Origin of the sequence: Paenibacillus nanensis (assembly GCF_003583765.1) — a bacterium.
GTDB lineage: Bacteria > Bacillota > Bacilli > Paenibacillales > Paenibacillaceae > Pristimantibacillus > Pristimantibacillus nanensis.
The window spans coordinates 148,776-172,076 of record NZ_QXQA01000003.1 but is presented as its reverse complement, the minus strand read 5'-3'; the positions used below and the strand labels follow the sequence as shown (position 1 = coordinate 172,076).

Annotated in this window: 22 protein-coding genes and 1 riboswitch; of the genes, 8 read left to right on the top strand and 14 right to left on the bottom strand. The window is 51.2% G+C overall.

The features are described 5' to 3' along the window. Positions 1-45 precede the first annotated feature (45 nt). Positions 46-822: an alpha/beta hydrolase gene (locus tag D3P08_RS07030; protein ID WP_119598758.1), complete on the bottom strand. Its 777-nt coding sequence runs from the start codon at positions 820-822 to the stop codon at positions 46-48. A gap of 194 nt (positions 823-1,016) precedes the next feature. Between D3P08_RS07030 and D3P08_RS07025 the strand changes: the two genes are divergently transcribed. Further along, a complete protein-coding gene (locus D3P08_RS07025; protein WP_119598756.1) occupies positions 1,017-1,502 on the top strand; it encodes a C40 family peptidase in 486 nt (161 codons plus the stop codon). Positions 1,503-1,562: 60 nt separating this feature from the next. Here the strand turns inward: D3P08_RS07025 and D3P08_RS07020 are convergent, their stop codons facing one another. Continuing rightward, positions 1,563-2,150: an ATP-dependent DNA ligase gene (locus D3P08_RS07020; protein ID WP_119598755.1), complete on the bottom strand. Its 588-nt coding sequence runs from the start codon at positions 2,148-2,150 to the stop codon at positions 1,563-1,565. A 194-nt stretch (positions 2,151-2,344) separates the two neighbouring features. Here D3P08_RS07020 and D3P08_RS07015 point away from each other — a divergent pair, with 194 nt between their 5' ends. From D3P08_RS07015 to D3P08_RS07005, 3 genes are all read left to right on the top strand, one after another. Continuing rightward, positions 2,345-2,563: an alpha/beta-type small acid-soluble spore protein gene (locus tag D3P08_RS07015; RefSeq protein ID WP_119598753.1), complete on the top strand. Its 219-nt coding sequence runs from the start codon at positions 2,345-2,347 to the stop codon at positions 2,561-2,563. A 118-nt stretch (positions 2,564-2,681) separates the two neighbouring features. Next, the gene (gene fabV, locus D3P08_RS07010) at positions 2,682-3,872 is read left to right on the top strand and encodes an enoyl-ACP reductase FabV (RefSeq protein ID WP_119598751.1); all 1,191 of its coding nucleotides are present in this window, start codon (positions 2,682-2,684) and stop codon (positions 3,870-3,872) included. A gap of 81 nt (positions 3,873-3,953) precedes the next feature. Beyond that, positions 3,954-4,892, top strand: coding sequence for a ribose-phosphate diphosphokinase (locus D3P08_RS07005; RefSeq protein WP_119598749.1), 939 nt, complete (start codon positions 3,954-3,956; stop codon positions 4,890-4,892). Positions 4,893-4,894: 2 nt separating this feature from the next. Here the strand turns inward: D3P08_RS07005 and D3P08_RS07000 are convergent, their stop codons facing one another. Both D3P08_RS07000 and D3P08_RS06995 read right to left on the bottom strand, forming a co-directional pair. Continuing rightward, on the bottom strand, positions 4,895-5,821 hold the full coding sequence (locus D3P08_RS07000) for an aldo/keto reductase (protein WP_119598747.1): 927 nt from the start codon (positions 5,819-5,821) through the stop codon (positions 4,895-4,897). Between the two features lie 32 nt (positions 5,822-5,853). After that, entirely contained in the window at positions 5,854-6,855 is a 1,002-nt protein-coding gene (locus D3P08_RS06995; RefSeq protein WP_119598746.1) for a Gfo/Idh/MocA family protein, read from the bottom strand. Between the two features lie 123 nt (positions 6,856-6,978). On the opposite strand from D3P08_RS06995, the gene D3P08_RS06990 reads away from it, so the two are divergent. After that, on the top strand, positions 6,979-7,821 hold the full coding sequence (locus D3P08_RS06990; protein WP_119598745.1) for a helix-turn-helix transcriptional regulator: 843 nt from the start codon (positions 6,979-6,981) through the stop codon (positions 7,819-7,821). Here D3P08_RS06990 and D3P08_RS06985 read toward each other — a convergent pair. Together D3P08_RS06985 and D3P08_RS06980 are read right to left on the bottom strand one after the other, a co-directional pair. Then, entirely contained in the window at positions 7,803-8,753 is a 951-nt protein-coding gene (locus D3P08_RS06985) for an NAD-dependent epimerase/dehydratase family protein (protein ID WP_119598743.1), read from the bottom strand. The genes D3P08_RS06990 and D3P08_RS06985 overlap by 19 nt on opposite strands. Further along, positions 8,750-10,033, bottom strand: a complete 1,284-nt coding sequence (locus tag D3P08_RS06980) for a UDP-glucose dehydrogenase family protein (RefSeq protein ID WP_119598742.1) — start codon at positions 10,031-10,033, stop codon at positions 8,750-8,752. Before D3P08_RS06980 ends, D3P08_RS06985 begins: the two co-directional genes overlap by 4 nt. A 395-nt stretch (positions 10,034-10,428) precedes the next feature. Here D3P08_RS06980 and nagZ point away from each other — a divergent pair, with 395 nt between their 5' ends. Both nagZ and D3P08_RS06970 read left to right on the top strand, forming a co-directional pair. Beyond that, the gene (gene nagZ, locus D3P08_RS06975) at positions 10,429-11,496 is read left to right on the top strand and encodes a beta-N-acetylhexosaminidase (protein WP_240647350.1); all 1,068 of its coding nucleotides are present in this window, start codon (positions 10,429-10,431) and stop codon (positions 11,494-11,496) included. Between the two features lie 152 nt (positions 11,497-11,648). After that, entirely contained in the window at positions 11,649-12,590 is a 942-nt protein-coding gene (locus D3P08_RS06970) for an arabinan endo-1,5-alpha-L-arabinosidase AbnA (RefSeq protein WP_119598739.1), read from the top strand. Positions 12,591-12,682: 92 nt separating this feature from the next. On the opposite strand, the gene D3P08_RS06965 is transcribed toward D3P08_RS06970, so the two are convergent. The 5 genes from D3P08_RS06965 to D3P08_RS06945 form a co-directional block, all read right to left on the bottom strand. Continuing rightward, the gene (locus D3P08_RS06965; RefSeq protein WP_119598737.1) at positions 12,683-14,023 is read right to left on the bottom strand and encodes a TrkH family potassium uptake protein; all 1,341 of its coding nucleotides are present in this window, start codon (positions 14,021-14,023) and stop codon (positions 12,683-12,685) included. 8 nt (positions 14,024-14,031) lie between these two features. Next, a complete protein-coding gene (locus tag D3P08_RS06960; RefSeq protein WP_119598735.1) occupies positions 14,032-14,694 on the bottom strand; it encodes a potassium channel family protein in 663 nt (220 codons plus the stop codon). Positions 14,695-14,792: 98 nt separating this feature from the next. Next, positions 14,793-14,945: riboswitch (cyclic di-AMP (ydaO/yuaA leader) on the bottom strand. 146 nt (positions 14,946-15,091) lie between these two features. Further along, positions 15,092-17,110, bottom strand: a complete 2,019-nt coding sequence (locus D3P08_RS06955; RefSeq protein ID WP_119598733.1) for a methyl-accepting chemotaxis protein — start codon at positions 17,108-17,110, stop codon at positions 15,092-15,094. A 135-nt stretch (positions 17,111-17,245) separates the two neighbouring features. Then, entirely contained in the window at positions 17,246-18,640 is a 1,395-nt protein-coding gene (locus D3P08_RS06950; RefSeq protein WP_119598731.1) for a (Fe-S)-binding protein, read from the bottom strand. After that, complete coding sequence (locus tag D3P08_RS06945; RefSeq protein ID WP_119598730.1) at positions 18,633-20,048, bottom strand: FAD-binding oxidoreductase; 1,416 nt, start codon at positions 20,046-20,048, stop codon at positions 18,633-18,635. The genes D3P08_RS06950 and D3P08_RS06945 overlap by 8 nt, the downstream gene beginning before the upstream one ends. Before the next feature lie 114 nt (positions 20,049-20,162). Here D3P08_RS06945 and D3P08_RS06940 point away from each other — a divergent pair, with 114 nt between their 5' ends. Further along, positions 20,163-20,879 (top strand): FadR/GntR family transcriptional regulator, encoded by a 717-nt coding sequence (locus D3P08_RS06940; RefSeq protein WP_119598729.1) that lies wholly within the window; start codon positions 20,163-20,165, stop codon positions 20,877-20,879. A gap of 57 nt (positions 20,880-20,936) precedes the next feature. Here the strand turns inward: D3P08_RS06940 and D3P08_RS06935 are convergent, their stop codons facing one another. The 3 genes from D3P08_RS06935 to D3P08_RS06925 all read right to left on the bottom strand — a co-directional run bounded on the left by D3P08_RS06935 (position 20,937) and on the right by D3P08_RS06925 (position 23,138). Further along, the gene (locus D3P08_RS06935; RefSeq protein ID WP_119598728.1) at positions 20,937-21,347 is read right to left on the bottom strand and encodes a VOC family protein; all 411 of its coding nucleotides are present in this window, start codon (positions 21,345-21,347) and stop codon (positions 20,937-20,939) included. A 116-nt stretch (positions 21,348-21,463) separates the two neighbouring features. Further along, positions 21,464-22,666: an MFS transporter gene (locus D3P08_RS06930; protein WP_119598727.1), complete on the bottom strand. Its 1,203-nt coding sequence runs from the start codon at positions 22,664-22,666 to the stop codon at positions 21,464-21,466. A 22-nt stretch (positions 22,667-22,688) separates the two neighbouring features. Beyond that, positions 22,689-23,138 (bottom strand): MarR family winged helix-turn-helix transcriptional regulator, encoded by a 450-nt coding sequence (locus D3P08_RS06925; protein WP_119598726.1) that lies wholly within the window; start codon positions 23,136-23,138, stop codon positions 22,689-22,691. Positions 23,139-23,301: the final 163 nt, after the last annotated feature.

The window sequence follows — 23,301 nt, the reverse complement described above, 5'->3', positions numbered from 1 at the left end:
AGCAGGAAAATTCCTCCTTCCGCAGCCCCTTCGGGTACACGCTATTTATTTTAGCTTCTGCCATTTCAAGAAATGTTGAATATGCTCGTCCCAGTAAGCCCATGTATGGTCGCCAGGCCCATCGTGATAGGTGAGCTGATATTCCGACTGGAGGCAAGCGTCGCGGAAGACGATATTGCCTTGATACAGGAAATCCTCCGTGCCGCAGCTTTGATAGAGAAGCGGACGCTCTCCGCCTTCCGCCGGCCGCTTTAATAGAGCCAGCAAATCGGCGTCGGTGCCTGCGATATCCTTGTCGCCGAATATAAGCTCGAACGTGCGATTGGGAGCATGCTCGCGGGACGCTTTCACGTGGCCCGCCATATCGAGCGCGCCCGAGAAGCTGCCTGCAGCCGCGAAGCGTTCCGGATAGGTCAGCGCCCATTTGAACGCGCCGTAGCCTCCCATCGATAAGCCCGCGACAAAATTATCTTCCCTGGCGCTGGAGAGCGGAAAGAAAGCCCTCGCCTTCGCTGGCAGCTCCTCCGTTAGAAACTTCCAGTAGTCTCCCCCATATTCCATATCGGTATAGAAGCTTCGATGCACATTCGGCATGACGACCGCTATCCCGTACTCCGAAACGTAACGTTCGACAGAGGTTCGCCTTGTCCAAATCGAGTCATCGTCAGACAAACCGTGCAGCAAGTACAGCGTTTTGTGCAGCTTCCCGCCGGACCTGTTGCTCATCCCGATTTGCGTCTGCGTCTCCTCCGGCAGGATGACGGTCATGGACGTGCTTAAACCCAATGTTTCCGAATAAAACCGGCAGCTCATTAATGCCATATCATTTTCCCTCCTGTAATCGCTTCCCACAGCTTTTACAGTAGCACATCATTAAAATTTTTTCATGTATTTCTCATAAACGCTCATCATTGCCGATTAACGCTGCATTATCGCTCTCATTCGGAAAATTAGCCCTGTTTTACCTGTGCTATAGTTGAAACATAAAACGATTGGCGAAAGGACACACTGACATCATGAGAAACAATAAGGTACTGAAACACATCCTAAAAATCGGCGCGTGCGGCGCTATCGTATGGTCTGCCGTAACATTTGGAACGGCTAGCGAGCAAGCTCATGCAGCTACGCCCACCTCGCTCAAGCTGATTGCAACAAGCAAGGAATACATAGGAACGCCTTATCAATTCGGTGCAAGACCGGGCAGCACATCTTCGTTCGACTGCTCTTCGTTCACCCAGTACATCTTCAAAAACTTTAACGTGTGGCTTCCGCGTACTTCCGCAGCGCAGGCTAGTATGGGCAAAAAGGTAGACAAAGGCTCGCTTAGCATGGGCGATCTGGTTTTCTTTAACACGAACGGCAAATCCATCAGCCATGTTGCCATCTACGCCGGCAATAACAAAATCATTCACAGCTCCAGCAGCCAAGGAGTAACGATCTCGGATCTGAATTCAACCTACTGGAAAGGCAAATATGTAACGGCTCGCAGAGTGCTGAAGTAACGTTTGGCACTTGAGAAAAGGCTCTCGTTCAGGGATATCCTCCTGAAACGAAAGCCTTTTTCATTTTGCCGGAATTTTGACCCAGCCCTCGCTCCTGCCTTCCGAATAACGGCTTTCCTTCCTCTTGCCGGCAATCCCCTCGAGTCCGAATTGCTTCGCCGCATTGTAAAAGGCAATGCCGCTGCCCTCTACATACCCCATCTGTTTGAAGTGCGCGTTATCCTCGAGCAGCGCCTTTAATAACCGTTTCCGGGTATATAAAGGCTTGTCGCGTACATCGAGTCCGTTGTAGTGCAAAATATCGAAAATAAAATAAACGACCGGCATCGCGGTTTTTGCGTCGCGTATTCGCGGCGTTTTAGTCATGCGGTACCGCTGCTGCAGCCGGTCGAAATCAGCCTGTCCCGTTAGGGGGTCCAAAAAGGCGACCTCGCCGTCCAGCACCACATCCGCCGGTCTGCGCAGCGGCACATTATGTAATTCCGGATATTGCCTCGTTACATCGTAACCGTGTCTGGACAGCAGACGCACCTTGCCCGCCGTCATCGTCAATTGCAGCCGATGTCCGTCTATAAGCGGCTCGAACAAATAATCGTTATCGTTAAACGGATCGGGTCTTTCCGTCATCAGCATTGGTTGTATGAACATGATTCTCACCCTCCCGTAGTAACCATTTTACCATGAAACTATTCGTAAAATCGTCGGTAAATACAGGTGCGATTAGCGAATAATCCTTTTTGCAGGTACGCATAATAGGCTTGGGTGAACGGATACAACACAACTGTATCCTTCCTATTGCTACAAGAATCGTAAACCAACATGTATTAGGAGGCTTAATCAAAATGGCAAACAACAGCAACTCTAATCAACTCGTAGTACCGCAAGCTCGCGCAGCGCTGGAGCAAATGAAATTTGAAGTTGCCCAAGAGCTCGGCATCCAAATTCCGCAAGACGGCTACTACGGCAATATGACAACACGCGACGCAGGCTCCATCGGTGGATACATAACTCGTCGCCTTGTTCAAATGGCTGAGCAGCTGGTCGCCGGCAACCGTTTCTAATGAACGAATTTGGTAAAGAGAGCGTTAACTCGCTCTCTTTTTTCTTTTATCCTTCCATTCATAAGAAAAAATCGGTAAAATGGGGATGGTGACTTTATTAGAGAAAGGAACTTCCACTATGATAATACAACCGAAAACTCGTGGTTTTATTTGCACAACCGCGCATCCGGAAGGCTGCGCCAGCCAAGTGCAGCGGCAAATCGAATATGTAAAAGGCAAACCCGCCATCAAGGGACCGCGCAATGTGCTTGTGGTCGGCGCGTCTACTGGCTATGGACTAGCCTCCCGTATTGTAGCCGCCTTCGGCAGCGGCGCGAATACGGTCGGCGTCTACTTTGACAAAGCTGCGGAGGGCTCCCGCACGGCAACCGCAGGCTGGTACAACTCCGCCGCGTTCGAAGCTGCGGCATCCGAAGCGGGATTGAAATCCTACAGCATCGTCGGCGACGCGTTCTCCGATGAAATTAAAGCGAAGACAATCGATCTCATCCGCACGGAGCTTGGCCAGATCGACCTCGTTGTCTACAGCGTCGCTTCCCCGCGCCGCACGCACCCGAAGACAGGCGAAGTGTTCTCCTCGGTCATCAAGCCGCTGGGAGAGACGTACACGAACAAAACGGTCAACTTCCATACCGGCGAAGTATCGCAGGCTACGATCGAGCCCGCAACGGAGGACGAGCTTCGTCAGACGATTGCGGTCATGGGCGGCGAAGACTGGCAGATGTGGATTGACGAGCTTCAAAAAGCAGGCGTCCTGGCTGAAGGCGCAACAACGGTTGCTTATTCGTATATCGGACCGGAAATTACGCATGCCGTCTATCGCGAAGGAACAATCGGCGCGGCAAAGAACGATCTGGAAGCAACCGCAGGGCGTCTGCATAAGCAGCTGTCTGCTGCAGGCGGCCGCGCATACGTGTCGGTGAACAAAGCGCTGGTGACGCAGTCCAGCTCCGCTATTCCAGTCGTACCGCTGTACATATCCGCACTGTACAAAGTCATGAAGGAAAAAGGTCTGCATGAAGGCTGCATCGAGCAAATGTACCGTCTCTTCTCCGAGAGACTGTACGGGCAAGGCGAGACGCTCGTCGACGAAAAAGGCCTGATCCGAATCGACGATTGGGAAATGCGCCCGGAGATTCAGAATGAAGTTGCCAAAGCTTGGGAACAGCTAACAACGGAGAACGTATATGAGCTAACCGATTTGGAAGGCTACCGCCGCGAATTTTTCCAGCTGTTCGGCTTCGAAACGGACGGCATCAATTACGAAGCGGACGTCAATCAAGAAGTAGAAATTCCGAATCTGCGATAACAAAAATGCTAAAAAGCGCTGGGAAGGACGATTACCGTCCGTACCCAGCGCTTTGGTTATAAATGTTCCAATGGAGGTCCTATGGCTACAATTAAAGTATTTGCTGGTTCATCCAATCCAGAGCTGGCCCGCAACGTATGCGAGCAGCTAGACATGCCGCTCGGCAAAGCCGCTATCACCCGCCAGCAAAGCGGGGAGATCCATGTCTCCTATGAAGAAACGCTTCGCAACTGCGATATTTTCCTTGTTCAGTCGTTGTCGCATCCCGTCAACGAGCACTTGGTCGAGCTGCTCGTCATGATCGACGCGGCAAAACGCGCCTCGGCCAAATCGATCAATATCGTCATGCCTTATTACGGCTACGCCCGCCAAGAGCGGAAATCCGCGCCGCGTGAGCCGATATCCGCTAAGATGGTCGCAGATGTGCTGACGACGGTAGGCGCCGACCGCATCATTACCGTAGATTTGCATGCGGATCCGATCCAAGGCTTTTTCAAAATAACGGTAGACCATTTGACGGCCCTCAATATGATCATCGGCTATCTGCAAGGGAAAAAGATCGTAAACCCTGTTGTCGTGTCCCCGGATGCCGGACGAGCTACGACGGCCGAAAAGCTGGCCAGCCTGCTCGATTGTCCGTTTGCCATTATGATCAAAAACCGTCCTGCCCATAATCAATCCAAGATTACGCATATTATCGGCGAGGTCAATGGCATGACTCCGATCATTATCGAAGACCTGATCGATACGGGCAGCACAATTGTGAACGTGGTCGAAGCGCTTAAGAAACGCGGAGCTGAAGATGCTTTTATTTGCGCGACCCATGGCGTGTTCTCCGAAAACGCGATCGATAGACTGAATCACCCGAATATCCAGGAGGTCGTAATTACCGATACGATTGCGATCAACCCGGATCGTCCGGACAAGTTTATCGTGCTGCAGATGGCCCCGCTTCTCGCTCAAGCCATTAAGATCATTACGGAAGGCGGATCCATCGCCACGCTTTTCAAAGCCGAATAAGCTTAATTCAGGTCAAGCCAAGCCATTTCTTCCTTCGTAAGCGTAATGCGGGAGCCCTCGTCGCAGGATTGCAGCTCGGCCGCGTTCTGGGCTCCAATTAACGCGCAGGTTGGAAATGGCTGATTCAGCACATAGGCTAGCGCGATTTGGATGGCGGTGACGCCTTTCTCTTCCGCTAGCTGCTTGGCCCGCGCAAGCCGCTCCCAATTATCCTCGCTGTAAAATACACGCACTAGGTCAGCGTTATCGCGCACTTCAGGCGTGAACCGGCCCGTAAAAAATCCTCTAGCCTGTGAAGACCAGGACAGCAGCGGAAGCTGCTCCTTTTCATGCCATCTGCAGGTTTCTTCATCTGCCGAAACGCAGCCTTTCCAGAACGGCTCGTTCGGTTTCGCCAAGCTTAAATTCGGACTGCTGAACGTAAAGCCGTTCAGCCCGTTCGCCGAAGCGTACTTATTCGCCTCGTCAATGCGCTGCCAAGTCCAGTTGGATACGCCGATCGCCTTAACCGTGCCATTGGCCATATGTTCATTTAACGCATCCACGATAATTTCAACAGGCATGGACGGATCATCCCGGTGCAGCGCATACAGGTCGATGTAATCCGTACGCAGACGCTCAAGACTGACCGACAAATCGTAATCGATCGCTTCCTTCGTGACGCGATGACCGGTATGGTCGTGATGGGCGCCTTTTGTTAGAATGACGATTTTATCGCGGTTTCGCCGCTCCTCCATATAACGTCCCAGCACCTCTTCGCTTTGCCCGCCGCAATAAATATGCGCCGAGTCGACGGAGTTTCCGCCGATCGCGAGAAACGCGTCCATATTAGCGGCAGCCTTCTCATAGTTGTCGTGAAAAAAATAATCCGTACCTTTCATCAGCCTCGAAACGGGCTTCGGACAACCTTTAATTTGGATATAGTCCATCAGGATCCCCTCCTCTAATAGCGTAGTTTTCGTTATAATTGCACTCGAGCCCGTTCACGCGCGGAACGGAGACAAGCGTCAATCACCTTCATATTAAGAATCGCGTCATCCGCGCCGTACGGCAATTTAGCTTCGCCTGTAACCGCGCGGTACATTTGGTCCGCTTGCTCCGTATACGCGTTCACGTGCGGAACCTCCACTTCTCGGCGGGCGCCGTTTGCCTGCACGAAGAAGTTGGCGCTGCCAGGCTGCCCGGTTATGAACGCAGACGGCACTTCGATAATGCCATCCGTTCCCAGCACCTCGAGCGGGTTACGGAATGCCGCCCACATCCCGCAATCAAACGTAAGGGAAACCCCGCCTTCAAACTCAAGCAGACCGGAAGCCATCATGTCGACGTCGTCGTGCTCGGCGGAAAAAATCGCTTGTACCGTCACAGCCTCCGGCTCTTTGCCAAGCAGAAGCCTTGCCGCGTTTATCGGATAGCAGCCGACATCGTAAATCGAGCCTCCGCCCCAATCCTTACGGTATCTCACGTTGCTCATATCCTTCGCGTTGTTGAAGGTAAACGCGCCGCGGATGCCGCGGAGCTGCCCGATCTCTCCCGATTGAATCACATTTCGGATCATGTCGTAGCGGGGATGGCAGCGGTACATAAAGGCTTCCAGCAGCTGAACCCCTGCTTTTTCGCACGCATCCTTCATTTCCTCCGCTTCGGAAGCGTTAAGCGCAATCGGCTTTTCACAAAGGATATGTTTGCCCGCTTCAGCGGCGCGAATTGTCCATTCTTTATGTAAGTGATTGGGCAGCGGAATGTAAACGGCATCAATTGAATCGTCAGCGAGCAGCTCTTCGTAGCTGCCGTACGCTTTCGCAATTCCATGAGACTCCGCCGCTGCCTTTGCTTTATCCAAGCTTCGGCTGGCGACCGCGGCTACCTCGTTCCATTCCGAGCCTTGAATGCCGGGGATAACGGATCTTTTAGCAATTCCCGCGTAACCGAGAATCCCCCACTGCAGCTTGCGCTTTTCCATTGCGACATCTCCTTTAAAAATAGTGTTAGGACTATATTGCGATTATATGATGACAGAATTAATTTGAAAATGATATTATATTGATACCTATTAGAACAATATTGTCATCGGCGGGTGATTGCTTTGCAAAGACAAGCCCACTTGTTAACGCTGCCCTACCATCCCTATTTCTGTATGCCGGAATCGATCGGCCATTACGCTCATTGGTCCGAGCATAACGTTAATCGCGGCGCCGGGGCGCTTAACAACTTTAGCATCCATGTCATCATCTCCGGGAAAGGCTACATCGAAATTGACGGCGTCACGCATAAATTGGAATCCGGGCATGCCTTTTTATACTTTCCGCTTCAACGACAGCGGTACTATAGCGACGTAGACGAGCCATGGAATGTCAGGTGGGTTCACTTTTACGGGAATGGTCTGCAAGATTATATGCTTCGGATCGATTCGAAGCGAAGCCACCTTTGGACACTTCGACATTTGGAGCAATGGGAAGCGGCGCATGAAGAGCTGCTGAGCGAAGCGGAGACATCCCGCATGCTGCGGCCGCATCAACTATCCGTTCTAACGTACCGATTGCTAACGTTGTTCGCCGAGCAAGCTGCTCCTATGCTGCAGAACAAGCCAAGCTCCTCGGCCCACCGCATCATCGAACTGCTCCCTCTTATGCAGGAGGAAGCATGCCAGCCGTTTCAATTGGAGGAATGGGCTCGTCTCGCCGGAGTAACCCCTTATTATTTCTGCAAGCTGTTCCGCAGCGTGATGGAAATGACCCCGATGGAGTTTATTACCCGATGCCGGCTTCAAACCGCCAAGCAATGGCTTCTGGAGCGGCCCGAGACCGCGATCGGCCAAATTGCTGAAGAGGCCGGATATCCAAGCGTGAGCTACTTTAATAAGCGGTTTATGTCACATGAAGGCATGACACCAACCGCTTATCGGCAGCTTTATTCGGTTTCCAGGTAACGCGATGTCAAGTACTCGATTTCCCGGCGAAGCCCTTCTTCTAGACCAACCTTTGGCTTGTAGCCTAACAATCGCTCCGCTTTGGAAATATCGGCCCACGTATGCATCGGCTCGCCTTTTAACCCGCCGGAATGCTCGATGTTGACTCGACGTCCTGTCAATTTTTCGAGCAATTGAATAACCTCCATAATGGAGGCTCGTTCTTTCCCGCCGATGTTAATCGTTTCGCCTATTACGTTCTCTGCCGCTGCAACCGCAGCGGTCGCAGCCGCGCAATCCGTAACAAAGGTAAAGTCGCGGGACTGCGTCCCGTCTCCGTACAACGTGACAGGGCGGTTCGTCAACATTTGCCGGATAAACCGGTGAAAAGCCATATCCGAACGCTGTCTCGGGCCATAAACCGTAAAATATCTTAAAATGACAACCGGAACCCCTTCGTTATGCCAGTAGACGCGGCACAAATGCTCCCCGGTCAGCTTGGAGACCCCGTACGGCGACAACGGCAGCGGGATCGCGTCCTCAGAGACCATGCCTGCCTTTTCGCCATAAACCGAGGAGGTGGAAACGAAAATAAACTTTTTCAGTTTTTTGCCTTTGCAAGCTTCGAGCAGTCTCTGCGTCGCGCCGATATTGTTGATCACATATTGGCCAAAATCCTCGCCCCAGCTATTTCTAACGCCGGGGATACCCGCCAAATGGTAGACGATATCGATATCTTCAAGCGTGTCGTCCCAATTGATTGACAGCAGATTTTCAGTACGGAGCTTGAAACGAGGGTGAGCGATAGCCGCTTCGGCATTTCGGACGCCAATCCGCTGCAGCTCATCGCGAATCAGCGCGTCGATTCCAATGACTTCATGTCCGTCATCCAGCAGCCTCTCGCATAGATGAGAGCCGACAAAACCAGCCGCTCCTGTCACAACGATCCTCATGGACGACCAACCCCCGCATACCGAAGTCCGGCTTTCCTAATATCCGCCTGATTCAAAACATTGCGTCCATCCAGCACGACATCGCCTTTCATCAGTCTCTTTACTTCTTCCCAATCGCAATGGACAAATTCCTCCCAGCCCGTCGCAACAATAAGCGCGTCTGCATCCTTTACCGCCTCGAGAGCGCTGCTCTTCCAAGCAACCCCCTGCAAAGAAGGCGCAACAAGCGGATCGTAGGCTGTCACCAGGCAGTCTTGTTTCGTTAGAGCTTCCATCAAAGCAATGGCCTGTGAACTGCGGATATCATCCGTATTTTCTTTAAAGGTCGCGCCCCAAACCGCGACATGAGCCGTTTGATTCAATCGTCCGATCATACTAGATAATTTCCTCAAATAAACGTCAATTTGTGTATGATTAACCCCCGCCACTGCTTTTAAAAGCGTGAGGTCCTGCTCCTTGGCAGCCGCAGCTGCGATTAATGCAGCTACATCCTTCGGCAAACAGGAGCCGCCGTAACCGATGCCCGCTTGCAGAAACCTGCTCCCAATCCGGTTATCCATTCCGACGCCCGCAGCTACCTTGGTTATATCGGCTCCGAACGCGTCGCACACTCTTGCAAGCTCGTTGATGAACGATAGCTTCGTTGCCAAAAACGCGTTGGAACCATACTTAATAAACTCCGCTTCCGTCCTTCCTGTTATTAAAACCGCAGCATCTATCCCATAATATAAAGAGCGCACTTGATCTGCGGCATCCGGATTCGAAGCCCCGATGACGATACGATCCGGATGAAACGTGTCATAGATGGCGGTTCCTTCTCTTAAAAATTCCGGATTCGACACGATGTCAAAAAGCTCCGGGGCGACGCCGCGGTCAAGCAAAAACTGACGCGCCCATTCTCCCGTTCCCGGGGGCACCGTACTTTTCATAATAATGATCTTATAGCGGCTCAGTGTGTCCGCTATCGCCGATAGCACGCTGCGAACGTATACGAGATCCGCGGAGCCGTCCTGTCCGGAAGGCGTTCCAACCGCTATCATAATGACATCGTTCATTCGCAAGGCCTGCTCAACATCTGTTTTAAAAAACAATCGGCCTAGTTTTCGGTTCTGTTCGACCAGCTCGCTTAATCCCGGCTCGTAGATCGGAATGTCTCCACCATTTAAGCGTCGAATTTTATCTTCATCACGATCCACGCAATCAACGGTGTGCCCAAGCTCAGCAAATACAGCGGCAGTCGTCAGCCCAACGTAACCAGCGCCTACTATACATAGGTTCATGTAGCGGCATCCTCTCTTTGCAAAACCCTGGATAAGATATACTATCATGTGCGCCAAATGACCAAAAAGAGACGGCGTTTATCATGACCCTTTTACCTATTCTCATAATTTTGACCCGGGATAACGTTACACGTACAATGAAAGAACGAAGCGGAAATGAGGGGATGCTCATGAAGAGACAGCCAAAACGCATCAGAAGGAAGAGGAGTTTTTTTATTTTACTACCGCTTTTGGCGGTAATCCTTGCAAGCTGTAGCAGCTCGAACCAACATGCGCCAGGAAACAATAGTCTCAGCCCTGCGCCAAGTCAAACCGCTAGTCCGAACGTCTCGACCGATCCTCCTACACTGACACCCTCCCCTGAGATCGATCCCATCCGGCAGCAAGTGGAGCAAATGAGCTTGGATGAAAAGATCGGGCAGCTTGTCATTGTCGGGCTGGACGGCTACTCCATGAATGATGATACGCTTCAAATGATTGAACAGTATAAAGTCGGCGGTTTTATTCTGTTTAAAAACAACATAGACACCGCGGAGCAAACGGTATCGTTACTCAATCAACTAAAAGAGGCCAACAAAAAAAACGCCGTTCCGTTATGGTTAAGCGTTGACCAAGAAGGCGGCAGAGTGAGCCGGCTTTCCTCTATGTTTTCAAACACGCCTTCTGCCGGCGAAATCGGCGCAGCCGACGATTTAACGTACACAAGAAATATAGGACGAGCGATCGGAAACGAGCTTCATGCATTAGGATTTAATATGGACTTTGCGCCTGTGATGGACATTAACAGCAATCCGAAAAATCCGGTCATCGGCGACCGCTCCTTCGGTTCAACGCCAGAGGCTGTGATGAAGCATGGCATCGAAACGATGTATGGCATTAACTCGCAAGGCGTAGCTGCCGTCATCAAACATTTTCCCGGCCACGGCGATACGTCGGTTGATTCGCATTATGATCTGCCTTTAGTGAACAAAACGCGCCAGGAGCTGGAGCAGTTCGAGCTTCAGCCGTTTATCGAAGCGATCAACCAAGACGTCGATGCCATTATGGTCGCTCACTTGCTTATGATGCAAATCGACGATAAACAGCCGGCATCGATCTCCTCATCTGTCATTAACGGGCTCCTTCGGGACCAGTTGGGGTATGACGGTGTGGTCATCACCGATGATATGACGATGGGAGCGCTTCTAAATACGAATAAAATCGGCGACGCCGCCGTCCGTTCCATACTCGCGGGCACCGACATCGTCCTCGTAAGCCATCAAACCGAACTGCGGCTTGAAGTCATTCATTCGCTGAAAGCCGCAGTCGAATCGAATACGCTCAACGAACAAAGAATCGATGAAAGCTTGTACCGCATCTTGCGTTTGAAACAGAAATACAGCCTGCAAGATGCGCCAACCCCGTCACCCGACATTGATCAAATTAACAAAAATATTAACGATTCGTTACAATCCCGCTCCTAAAAGCGGGATTTTTTTAAAAAATAGGATTGAAAAAACTAAATGTTTTTATTAATATATTAACTAAAGCGTTTACATTTATATGCGCGCGTAAATGGAGGCGCTTTCAGCATGATCTGCCGAACATTCCATCTCATCTTTAAGGAGGAATCGTAATGTTCAAAGGCAAAAAAAAATGGATGCTGGCCGCCGCTCTCTCCGTCGTCATGTCACTCAGCTTGGTTATCCCGGCATTCGCTGCGTTCTGGAACCTTACGGGGGACACTGTCGTTCATGACCCGACGATCATCAAGGTCGGCACCACCTATCACGTGTTCTCCACCGGTCAAGGCATTCAGCATTTAACCTCGTCCAACGGCACAAGCTGGTCCAGAACGAATCAAGTATTCGCAAGTCCTCTCTCCTGGTGGAAAACGTACGTCCCGAACCAAGCCACCAACGACCTCTGGGCACCGGACATCGAATATTATAACGGCAAGTACTGGCTCTACTATTCGATCTCAAGCTTCGGCTCCAACACCTCCGCGATTGGCCTTGCCTCCGCCACCAACATTAACGGACCTTGGACGGACAATGGCCTAGTCATCCGAACGACAAGCTCCAACAATTACAACGCGATCGACCCGCATCTGTTCATCGACCCGTCCGGCAATCCTTGGCTGTCATTCGGCTCCTTCTGGAGCGGGCTCAAGCTTACCCGTCTGGACAAGAACACGATGAAGCCGACTGGCTCTCTTACTTCCATCGCGAGCAGAAGCGGCGGCATCGAGGCGCCTACGATCGCTTACCGGCAAGGCTATTACTACCTGTTCGCGTCGATCGACAGCTGCTGCCAAGGCGTCAACAGCACGTACAAAATGGTCGTAGGACGCTCCACGAGCATTACCGGCCCGTACGTCGACCAGAACGGCGTAAGCATGATGAACGGAGGCGGCACGATTATCGATGCCGGCAACGTCAGATGGAAAGGTCCTGGCCATCAGGATGTATATAACAACAACATCATCATCCGCCATGCGTACGACGCCGACGACAACGGAACGCCGAAGCTGCTGATTAACGATCTGAACTGGCCGAACGGCTGGCCATCCTACTGACCGGTAACGCCAGTAATCTATAAAAAAGAAAGCCGTACCGCCTGTTTTTTTGGGCGATACGGCTTTTTTCAATGATCCGACACGCAATCTTGTTAACCGATAAGCACTTTTTCCTCGGGATAGCCGATCTTGCTGTCACGCCTTCTGCTTGCAAGCGCAAATGCCAGAGTCAGCGGTCCGAGACGACCAGCGAACATGGTCAAGATAATGATGAATTTGCCGATTGGAGATAGCTCATAGGTAAGCCCGAGCGTCAAGCCTACTGTTCCGAATGCCGACGTCGCTTCGAAGAGCAGCTTGATGAAATCTTGGTTCGGCTCCGTTATCGTCAGCAAAAAAGCAACGATCAATACGAGACCCAACGAAATGATGATGACCGAGAGGGCGCTGAAGATCATTTCGTTTGCAATCCTTTTTTTAAAGATATGGACTTGCGTCCGACCGCGTATCGTGCTGTACATGGCCACCAGCAGAACCATCAGCGTATTCGTTTTGATACCGCCGCCCGTCGAGCCGGACGAAGCGCCGATAAACATAAGAAATATCATTAAAAACTGCGTAGCGGCCAACAAGCCCGTTAAATCTACGCTGTTGAAACCCGCCGTTCTTGTCGTTACGCTTTGAAAATAGGCTGCCCATAGCTTTTCGGACCAGCTTAATCCGCCGAACACCGTAGGGTTTAACAGTTCCAGACCAAGAATAACTACATATCCTCCCGCTATTAATACCGCTGTGAGGATAAGCACGATTTTCGTATGGAGGGTAAACCTGTTCCATTTTCGTTTTTTATATATATCCACCATCACAATAAAGCCAATCCCGCCTGAAATAAACAGCAGGCTGATCACGATATTGACGATCGGGTCCCCTACATATCTCACCAGATTATCCGGCCATAATCCGAATCCCGCATTATTAAAGGCCGAAACGGCATGAAACAAGGCGTAATAAGCTGATTGACCGACTCCGAGCTCCGGCATCCACCGTAACCATAAAATCAATGCACCGGCAGCCTCAAATGAAAATGTGATCAGCACGATCGTTTGCACCAATCTGACAAGCCCCTGAATGGAAGTCGCTTTGGTCGATTCCTGAATGAGTATGCGTTGCTTCAAACCGATACGTTTGCCAAGCAGAACGGCTATGATGACGCCGTAAGCCATGAAACCCATTCCGCCGATTTGGATGAGCAGCATGATAACGATTTGCCCAAATAGTGTGTAAGCGGTGCCTGTATCAACTACAGTTAACCCCGTCACGCAGACGGCTGACGCGGCTGTAAATAACGCATCAAGGAAACCTAACGATGATCCGCTTGTTGAAGCGGTCGGCAACGTTAACAGAATGGCGCCTATCATAATAACGCTCGCAAAACCAATAACCGTCCATTGATGCGGATTTAACTCCTTCTTTTTTAAGCTGGTTATAGACATAGGCCCCCCTAATCTTCAAACGTTCTTTCAAAACGAGAGATGTCGGTATTTCTGCCGATCATGACTAACATATCCCCTTCGAAAATCAATTCGTCCGCATGAGGAGAGACAACTACTTCGTTATCTTTTCTGCGAATAGCCATTACGCTGCAGCCGTACTTGGCTCTGAAATCCAACGTCTTTAATGTCTTGCCCCCGAAGGATGACGGCGCGATAACTTCTACCAAGCTATGTTCCGGAGAAAGCTCCAAATATTCGATCATGTTTTTAGATGTCACCTGATGCGCGACGCGAACGCCGGTGTCGCGTTCAGGATGCACAATATGATCGGCTCCCAATCCTTCCAGAACGCGTTGATGATAATCGTTTGTCGCTTTTGCCGTCACATGCTTTATTCCCAAATCCTTCAATATTAGTGTTGTCAAAATACTGGACTGCAAATCCTCGCCAATGGCGACAATCGCATGATCCATATTGCGCACGCCCAGCTCTTTCATGACATTCTCGTCCGTTGAGTCCGCCTGGTACACCTGGGTTAAGACGGCTGCATATTCCTGCACCTTCCGTTCATCCTTGTCAATCCCCATCACCTCGTAACCGAGCGAGCACAGCGTCTTCGTCACGCTGCCTCCGAATCTGCCAAGTCCAATGACAACAAACTGCTTTCTCATCTAGATGAGCCTCTCTTCTTCTAATAAATGATTCCGAACACAGCAAAAAACCACAGAGAAAAGGCTCCCTGTGGTCAATCCGATCACGAGTACGCACACTTATCTCTCGATGAACGCTTACGAGGTTAGCTGTCGGATTCGGGAGTCGAGATCTCCCTACCATTCAAATGGATTCACCCCTGCGGTCGCCTACATGCGCGCCGCTTTGGTTCCCCCGCTCTTCCTTGCGGAAAATTCAGCGTTACGTTATTTGACTATGTGCATATGCTACTCCTTTCGCTATCAAATGTAAAAGACGATAATAGACTGGTTTCGGCGGAAAGCTGAATAAATCCGATCGATACAGCGCTTTCATCATAGGTTTAAGCACAAAATCTTATTATTTAACCGCCTTCCTTTATTTCACTTTAAACTTCGACACGAGCTCCTGCAGCTCTGCAGCCATTCGGCTTAACGATTCAGAAGATGCGCTGATTTCTTCCATGGAAATGCTTTGACGGCCGGCTGCTCCCTTGATGCCGTCTAGTTCCGTTAAAGATGTTTTCGAAATGGCGACAATTTCATTCATCGATGCCGATACCTCTTCCGTGCTTGCGGATAACTGCTCCGTGGCAGCCGATACCTCCTCAATTTGGGCCGTCACGCCTTCTACAGCTTTCTTAATGCTGGCAAAAACCGCGCTCACCTGACCGAATCTATCGACGCTTTTATTTACCTCGTCGATGCCATCCGAGATCGCCTGGGATGTAAGCGAGGTCGAGTTCTGTATGTCATGCAGGATTGAAGCGATGGAGCCCGTCGCTTGCGCCGTTTGCTCCGCTAGCTTCTTCACCTCTCCCGCGACAACCGCAAAGCCTCTGCCATGCTCGCCGGCTCTGGCGGCTTCGATCGATGCGTTAAGCGCAAGGAGATTCGTCTGTGCCGCGATTTCGGAAATATACCTCACAATACCGTTAACCTCGGAAGATTTGGCCTCCAGCAAACGGACCATATCGGCTGATTTGCCGACAGCTTCACTCGCATGCGTGATTTGGCTGACGGCCGTTTGAACGACATGGTCACCTTGCGTAACCTCAGTATGGACTTGCTGCGCCTGCCCATTGACTACAGTAGAGGATTCCGCAATTCGCTGGATGCCGATCGCCATCTCCTCCATCGCGATTGCGGATTGCTCGGAGCCCTCATACTGCGATGTTGCGCCCTTCACAACTTCTTCCGCCGCGCTTGCCGTTTGCTGTGCCGCCTGCGCCGAGCTGGCCGATATTGCCGTAAGCTGTTCGGATGAAACAGCGGTATGCTGTACCGCTTCTGACAGCTTCGTTAAGGTCAGCTTAAAGGAATCCAGCATGTCATTCATATTGTTCTTCAGCTGCGCTAATTCGTCGTCCCCCTTGACAGGAAGTCGTTCCGTTAAATCGCCTTCTGCAACTTTTTTCATCAACCTTGACATGCTGACAATTGGACGCAGAACCAGTACCGCCACCGCATAGGAGAGCACCGCAACCAGCACGGAACAAAAGATGATGGTCAATATCCCTTTTTGCTTCGTATTCGCGACCAGCCCTTTCAGTTCGGCCTCATCACCCGAAACAACGACCCTCCATTGCGTGGCATCAACAGCAGCAAATGCGGCGAACTTGCCTGTTCCGTCCGATTCCGAATACTCCGCATTTCCGAGCTTATCGACCAGCACATGCTCCGTAAACAACTTTACTCTGGCGTCGTCCGCAAATTCTCTAAAGTCCTTCCCGATTTTCTCAGACGTAGGATGAGATAGGTAAATACCGCTTTTGGATAAGAGATACACGTATCCGGTTTCCCCAATTTTATTGTTGTTAATGCCGTCGAGCAAACGCTCCGGGCTGACAACTGCCTGAAGTAAGCCTTTAAATTCCTCCTTATCTCCTATTATTGGAACATCGATGATGACAATATTTTCATTGGAATTAGGATCAACTAAAATATCGGATATGCCGACCGTTTTTTCTTTCCGAATTCGTTTAAAGTTATCAAATACCGATAAATCAGTTTTGACGTTCTCATGATTGAAGGATTGACCGTTTTCAGGAGCATACGAAAATGACATCACTTCCGGATCCATTGCCATCATCGTTTGAAGAAGGTCCAACACCGCTTCTTCATCCCCGCTAAGAAATTGTTCCTTATAGGTTTTAATCATACTTTCCATGGAAACGATCTTGCCAACTAAAAAATCATTAAGGGCAGAGGCATTGGCTGAAGCGATCGCCACCTGCTTCTCCTTCAATTCCGCCTCAACATTGCCTGTAAACAAACTCGTCAGTATAACTGCGACCAGAACTAGCGGAATGACGGTCAAAAGCAGCAAAAATAAAGTTAGCTTTGCTCGTATGGAGTTAAACCAACTTTTAAGCCGTGAAAATCCTTTTTTGTCCATGTAAGTTATTCCTCCGATAAACGTAGATGTACACTTCTTATCGGGTTAATTCGACAAAATCATTAGTTTTTCGACAATATTCTACTAATTTATCAAATACAAAAAGCCGCCCAAACGGACGGCATAAATGCGAGGCTATTTTTCTTGCGGTTTATTCTCCGGCGAGAGAGCAAGCCGTTCATATAAATAATCGACAATATGCATGGCTTCCATCCGGAACGGCGGTTTATGCTTCTCGATGCCTAGTTTCATCTGAAGCAAGCAGCCCGGATTGCTGGTTAATAAATAACGCGCTTGCGTATCCGCCGCGTGCTCCATCTTATGCTCCAGCAGCTGTCCGGCCATCTCCGGCTGTGTGACGTTATAGATGCCCGCGGAGCCGCAGCAGCGGTCCGCTTCCTTCATTTCGACGAATGACGCGCCCTCAATGCCGCGCAGCAGCTCTCTTGGAGCCGATCCGCTCTTCATGACATTGCGGAGGTGGCAAGAGTCTTGATAGGTAACCGCTGTTTCGGCATCAGCGGCGTGCTTCTCGGCAAACCGGGGTACGCGTCCATGCTCCACAATCAAGCGGCTGACATCGATTACGCGGTGCGCGAACCATTTCGCGTCCTCTCGCATTCCTTCGTCGGCATCGCCGTGCAGGAGATGATCGTATTCCGACAGCAGCGCGCCGCAGCCTCCCGCATTGGAGGCGATATAATCGACGCCGGCTTCCTTAAACGCGCCGACATTAAGCCTCGCCAGCGATCTCGCTTCCTCCATCTCCCCGCTGTGCGCATGCAATGCGCCGCAGCATACTTGCGCCTCCGGAATGACCACCTCGAATCCCGCTTCGGACAATAGCTGCACCGTATGCACATTGGTATCCGCGAACATGACGTCCATGATGCAGCCGCGGAACAAGGCTACGCGGGCAATAGGCTTGCCTTTGGCCGGATAGAACGTTCCCAGCCGTTCTATTACGCCGCGTGACGTCGCGTCGGGCAGGATGCTTTCCATCTCTCTCAGATGTTCCGGGAACAATCGCATGATACCAGTTCCTCTCGCCAGCTTGCGAAGGCCAGATTTCTGATAAAATGCAAGCGATCCGCCGAGCAGCTTCAAGCTTCCGCGGCGCGGAAATACGCCCTTAAACATCAGCTTGCGCAGTCCTTTAACAGGAGCGCTATGCTGCGCGTGGTCTTCAATCGCGTCTCTCGCCTGCTCGATCAGCTGTCCGTATTTGACGTCCGCCGGACAGACCGGCTCGCAGGCGCGGCAGCCGAGACAGTGGTTCATCTGATCTTGGAACGCTTGATCGGGATCCATTAGACCGTCTGCGACCGCCTTCATCAGGGCAATTCGGCCTCGCGGCGATTCCGGTTCCATGCCAGTCTCCCTGAAGGTCGGGCAAGCCGGCAGACAAAAGCCGCAGCGCATGCAATTTGTCAATTGGTCGTAATCCAGCTTATTCAGAAGCGTTTGTGCAAGCGGATTCGTGTGCTGAATGTTCGGTTTTTTCAATATGTTAGCGTTAGCTTCACCCATGCTGCAGAACCACCCTTTTTTTCGATTCCTTGGCGAACACCTTGCCTGGATTAAGCAGGTTATGAGGATCGAATGCGGCTTTAATGCCGCGCATAATTTCGATGCCAGGCTCGCCTACCTTCCACTCCAAATACGGCGCCTTCACAACCCCGACGCCATGCTCTCCCGTAATCGTCCCGCCAAGCTCGATCGACGCTTCGAAGATTTCCGCAAACGCAGCTTCGACGCGATGAATTTCCTCCGTATCCCTTGCATCGGTCGTTGCCGTCGGATGGAGATTGCCGTCGCCCGCATGCCCGAACGTCGCGATCGTGACATTATATTTCTTCGCGATCTCATTGATCCGCAGCACCATATCGGCGATTCGCGACCTTGGCACTGTCGCGTCCTCCAAAATCGTCGTCGGGCGCAAGCGCGCAAGCGCCGTAAAGGCGCTCCGGCGGGCGGTAAGCAGCTTCTCCGCCTCCTCTCGGCTTTCCGCGACCTCAATGCGGTCTGCGGATTCGAGCTCGCAAATTTCGCGGATCCGCTCCACATCCCGCTCTACCGATTCGGGCTCGCCGTCCTGCTCAATAAGCAGGATCGCTTCCATATCTAAAGGCAATCCAAGCTTCGCAAAATCGTCGACAACCCGAATTGTCGGATTGTCCATGAATTCCAGCGTCGCCGGAATAATCTTGGATTCGATAATGCGCGATACCGTACGCGCCGCCCCGTATAAATCCCGATACATGGCAAGCATCGTTTTTTTCGCTTTTGGCGGAGGAATCAGCTTTAATGTCGCCTCCGTAATAACGGCGAGAGTCCCCTCAGAACCGACAAGCAGCTTGGTTAGGTCGTAGCCTGCCACATCCTTCATCAGCTTCCCGCCGGTCCGAATGATGCGGCCATCCGCCAGCACCGCCTCAAGCCCAATGACATAATCTTTGGTCGTGCCGTATTTCAGCCCCCTCAGTCCCCCGGAGCATTCCGCAATGTTGCCGCCGATCGTGCTAATTCTCATGCTGCTTGGGTCCGGCGGATAGAACAGGCCCATCCCCTCGATGTGGGCGATAAATTCCGCCGTGATCAGTCCCGGCTGAACGGTCGCGGTCAAATTATCGCGGTCAACCTCCAGAATGCGGTTCATCCGATGCATCACCATCACGATGCCGCCTTCCACAGGCACCGTTCCGCCGCACAGGTTCGAACCCGAGCCTCGGCTGACAAGCGGGACCTTATATTCAAACAAAACCTTCATGATGTCGGATACTTCCTGTGCCGAAGATGGATAAATGACGCCGTCCGGCAGCGACTGGAGCATGGGCGTACCGTCATAAGAATGGGCGACAAGCGCCTCCGGATCGTCCCGGAAATGCTTCTCTCCGACAATGGCGCGAAGCTTGGCTTTAATTTCAGGGTTTAGCATAAAGGCCTCCTCATTGGAAAACAAATTGATCAGGTCATCAGATGACTTTTCAATCATTATAGCTTATGCTTATATAGAAATACAGTCATTTCCGCAAATTAACGGAGGATGCCAATGCGAAATATGAAAATCGAAACCGAGAAAGGCCATGAGATCGTAGGCCGTCTCATCCTAGAGAATATAACGCGGGGAGAGTGGGAGCCTGGGGCAAAGCTGCCTTCCGTCGTCGAGCTTTCCGCACGCTTCGGCGTGGGCCGCTCTACGATTCGCGAAGCGCTCAGCGCGCTCAAAGCGACTGGCTGGCTGGACATTAGGCACGGCGGAGGCACTTTCGTCAAAAAGGTGCTGCCATCCGAAACGGCGCAGGGAGGCGCCTCCCCCTTTCAAGAAGCGGATTCGATTCTCGAGCTGCTGGAGGTTCGCAAAATATTAGAGACCGGCACATCGGCGTTAGCCGCCGAGAGACGTACGGAGGAGGATCTGGCGAAGCTAAGCGCCATTCTTGACCGGATGAACATCTCGCTGCAGAGTAACGATACGGCGGGCGGCGAACAAGCCGATGTAGAATTCCATGCCGCAATAGCCGAAGCCTCCCGCAACTCCCTGCTTACCCAGCTGATGGGCTCCCTAGCCCAGAGGCTCGGAGAAACGATCGGCAAAACCCGAGAGCTATGGTTCTATCAGCAGAAGTCCACCTCAGAGCGGCTGCTTGACGAGCACCGTTCGATCTATAACGCGATAGCCGAAGGGGACGCGGCGCTGGCATCTCAGCTTATTCGCGACCATCTGAACAAGGTGGAATCGACCCTTCGCCACCTTACCGAACAATAAAAGCTGCCAGCTTTGGTCCATTCAGACCGGCTGGCAGCTTTCGTTGCACCCGTATTCTTATCCTTCCAACGCGGATGGATCCATGTATGCGACTTCCCAAGTATGTCCGTCCAAATCGTCGAAGCTCGTTTGGTACATAAAGCCGTGATCGATCGAGCCGTTCGACTTCGCTCCCGCGGCAATAGCTCGAGAAGCGATGCCGTCCACATCCTCTCTGCTGTCCGCGGATATCGCGATCAGCACCTCGGTCGATTTGGAAGTGTCGGCAATGTCCTTATTCGTAAATGTCCTGAAATACTCTTCTTGCAGCAGCATCGCAAATATATTTTCTCCGACGACCAAGCAAGCCGCCTTCTCATCCGAAAACTGCATGTTGAATTCGAAGCCGATCGCCTTAAAAAACGCTTTGCTTGCATTCAAATCCTTCACAGGCAAGTTCACATAAATTTGTCTGGACAAAACAGCCATTTTCGTTCACCTCATGTCATTATTAGCAACTCATTTGCTTGCTTTCACTATAACAGAACGAGATGAACAAGATTTCTTTTCAATTGCTATTTTGCGGCTTTTCGGATTAAAACAACTTAGGCTTGCAGCGGCTGTCTTCTTCTCACAAGAATACGTGATACCGCAAATAAAAGAACAAAACAAACCATAATGAGCGCCGAGTAGCGATACATCACCGCATAATCCGTTGCCGACGCGACAGCGCCAAGCAGTAACGCGCCAACCGCAACGCCAAAATCCGTGGAATTGTAGAACATGCTGTTGGCCGCGCCGTATTGCTCCTTCGTCGATACGCGAAGCATCCAAGCCTGGATTGTCGGCTGAATCGCGCCGAAGCCGAGTCCATAAAGAAGAGCCGAAACGATTAGCATAACCATTTGATCCGAATACGATAAAACCAGCATGCTGACGGCTACGGACAACCCGGCGGGAATAAGAACCGGCACAGGTCCTTTGCGATCGAAGAGACGTCCAGAGATCGGACGGATCAGTACGATCGTCACCGTGTTAAATAAGAAGAAAAGTCCGACCTGCTCCAAACCGGCAAACTGTCCGAACAATACAATAAAGCTCAGAAGCCCGCTGTACGTAATCGATAGCAGCGCGTTTAACAGAGCCGGAAACCACAGCTTATGGTTAAAGCCGCCGCGATTTTGAACGGACGCTTCCGAACGCGCGGCTGGTTTACCTGTTCGGAAGGAGAGGGAGATTAATTGGGAGAAAAACAAGATGGGCAGCGACAACAGTAAGGCCGCCGTGCCCGCTATCGTCAGCGGGCCAAATCCCAGGTTGTTCATCATATTCATACCGATCATAGGCCCGACCGACATCGCGAGGCTCGTAGACAGCCCGAAGTACCCGATGCCTTCGCCCATCCTCTTCGCCGGTATGATCTGCGAAACCAGGGTCGGCAGAATGGTGCTCGCCATGCCGAAGCCGATGCCGTAGCCTACCCGCATAACAAGGAGCGAGCCGACGGATCCGGACAGGGAATATACCGCTGTCGTTAACGCGCCTAGCAGAATCCCCGTAAGCAGCAGCCAATCGCGAGAAAACTTGCGCATAAACGCCGCCGTCATGAACCGGGATGCGATTGCAGACAAAGCAAATAGGCTCGTGACTAAGCTGACCGCGATGTTACCGGCGTTTAGTTCGTTGGTGACATAAGCCGGGAAGGATGAAAGAAGCATTTGTAAATTTAAAAACAATAAAAAGGAACAAATCGTAATCGAGATAAAAGACTTCGTCCATAACGGCTCATGATGTTTATCTGGTTGCATGTCATTACTCCATTTCGTTATCTTATTGTTTGGTGCCGAGATGATGATGGATGCGCAGTAAAAGCTCCCTCAGCATGTCGATTTCCGGCTCGCTCATAAAAGCGCGCAATTCATCGGTCATGCTGTCTTCGATCGGAGTCGTAGCCTGCGTCACTTCCTTCCCCTTCTCCGTCGTAAAGACGAGGAAGGATCTGCGGTCATTCTCGCCGACTTGTTTATGAATGAGACCTTTCTTCTCTAATTGGTCCAATATTCTTGTCGTAGTAGGCTTGTCCTTATGAGACCGCTCCGCGATTTCCTTTTGAATCAGCCCTTGCGACTGGTCCACTGTGTACAATACCGACCATTGCTCCGGCGTCAAATCATAGTCGCGAAGCTTATGATGAAGAACTGCGGATAACTTGCGGTAGGCGACCCCCATTAAAAAACCGACAGATAGTATCGGCAAATCCTGCTCGTTGCCATTTTCCATAACCGGGCCTCCCGTACAAATTAGTTGTCATGACAATTATACGCCAGGCAACTTTATTTCACAAGCTTTGGAACGCAAAAAAAGCTTTGCGTTTTTCACGCAAAGCCTTCGACAATATCTGGCATGTTCATGAAGTGGTTGCTATAATAATAGGAATAAAGAC

Coding starts and splice junctions, on each gene's coding strand:
- D3P08_RS07030 (WP_119598758.1), bottom strand. CDS start 822: ATGGCATTAATGAGCTGCCGGTTTTATTCGGAAACATTGGGTTTAAGC.
- D3P08_RS07025 (WP_119598756.1), top strand. CDS start 1,017: ATGAGAAACAATAAGGTACTGAAACACATCCTAAAAATCGGCGCGTGC.
- D3P08_RS07020 (WP_119598755.1), bottom strand. CDS start 2,150: ATGTTCATACAACCAATGCTGATGACGGAAAGACCCGATCCGTTTAAC.
- D3P08_RS07015 (WP_119598753.1), top strand. CDS start 2,345: ATGGCAAACAACAGCAACTCTAATCAACTCGTAGTACCGCAAGCTCGC.
- fabV (WP_119598751.1), top strand. CDS start 2,682: ATGATAATACAACCGAAAACTCGTGGTTTTATTTGCACAACCGCGCAT.
- D3P08_RS07005 (WP_119598749.1), top strand. CDS start 3,954: ATGGCTACAATTAAAGTATTTGCTGGTTCATCCAATCCAGAGCTGGCC.
- D3P08_RS07000 (WP_119598747.1), bottom strand. CDS start 5,821: ATGGACTATATCCAAATTAAAGGTTGTCCGAAGCCCGTTTCGAGGCTG.
- D3P08_RS06995 (WP_119598746.1), bottom strand. CDS start 6,855: ATGGAAAAGCGCAAGCTGCAGTGGGGGATTCTCGGTTACGCGGGAATT.
- D3P08_RS06985 (WP_119598743.1), bottom strand. CDS start 8,753: ATGAGGATCGTTGTGACAGGAGCGGCTGGTTTTGTCGGCTCTCATCTA.
- D3P08_RS06980 (WP_119598742.1), bottom strand. CDS start 10,033: ATGAACCTATGTATAGTAGGCGCTGGTTACGTTGGGCTGACGACTGCC.
- nagZ (WP_240647350.1), top strand. CDS start 10,429: ATGAGCTTGGATGAAAAGATCGGGCAGCTTGTCATTGTCGGGCTGGAC.
- D3P08_RS06970 (WP_119598739.1), top strand. CDS start 11,649: ATGTTCAAAGGCAAAAAAAAATGGATGCTGGCCGCCGCTCTCTCCGTC.
- D3P08_RS06965 (WP_119598737.1), bottom strand. CDS start 14,023: ATGTCTATAACCAGCTTAAAAAAGAAGGAGTTAAATCCGCATCAATGG.
- D3P08_RS06960 (WP_119598735.1), bottom strand. CDS start 14,694: ATGAGAAAGCAGTTTGTTGTCATTGGACTTGGCAGATTCGGAGGCAGC.
- D3P08_RS06955 (WP_119598733.1), bottom strand. CDS start 17,110: ATGGACAAAAAAGGATTTTCACGGCTTAAAAGTTGGTTTAACTCCATA.
- D3P08_RS06950 (WP_119598731.1), bottom strand. CDS start 18,640: ATGGGTGAAGCTAACGCTAACATATTGAAAAAACCGAACATTCAGCAC.
- D3P08_RS06945 (WP_119598730.1), bottom strand. CDS start 20,048: ATGCTAAACCCTGAAATTAAAGCCAAGCTTCGCGCCATTGTCGGAGAG.
- D3P08_RS06940 (WP_119598729.1), top strand. CDS start 20,163: ATGCGAAATATGAAAATCGAAACCGAGAAAGGCCATGAGATCGTAGGC.
- D3P08_RS06935 (WP_119598728.1), bottom strand. CDS start 21,347: ATGGCTGTTTTGTCCAGACAAATTTATGTGAACTTGCCTGTGAAGGAT.
- D3P08_RS06930 (WP_119598727.1), bottom strand. CDS start 22,666: ATGCAACCAGATAAACATCATGAGCCGTTATGGACGAAGTCTTTTATC.
- D3P08_RS06925 (WP_119598726.1), bottom strand. CDS start 23,138: ATGGAAAATGGCAACGAGCAGGATTTGCCGATACTATCTGTCGGTTTT.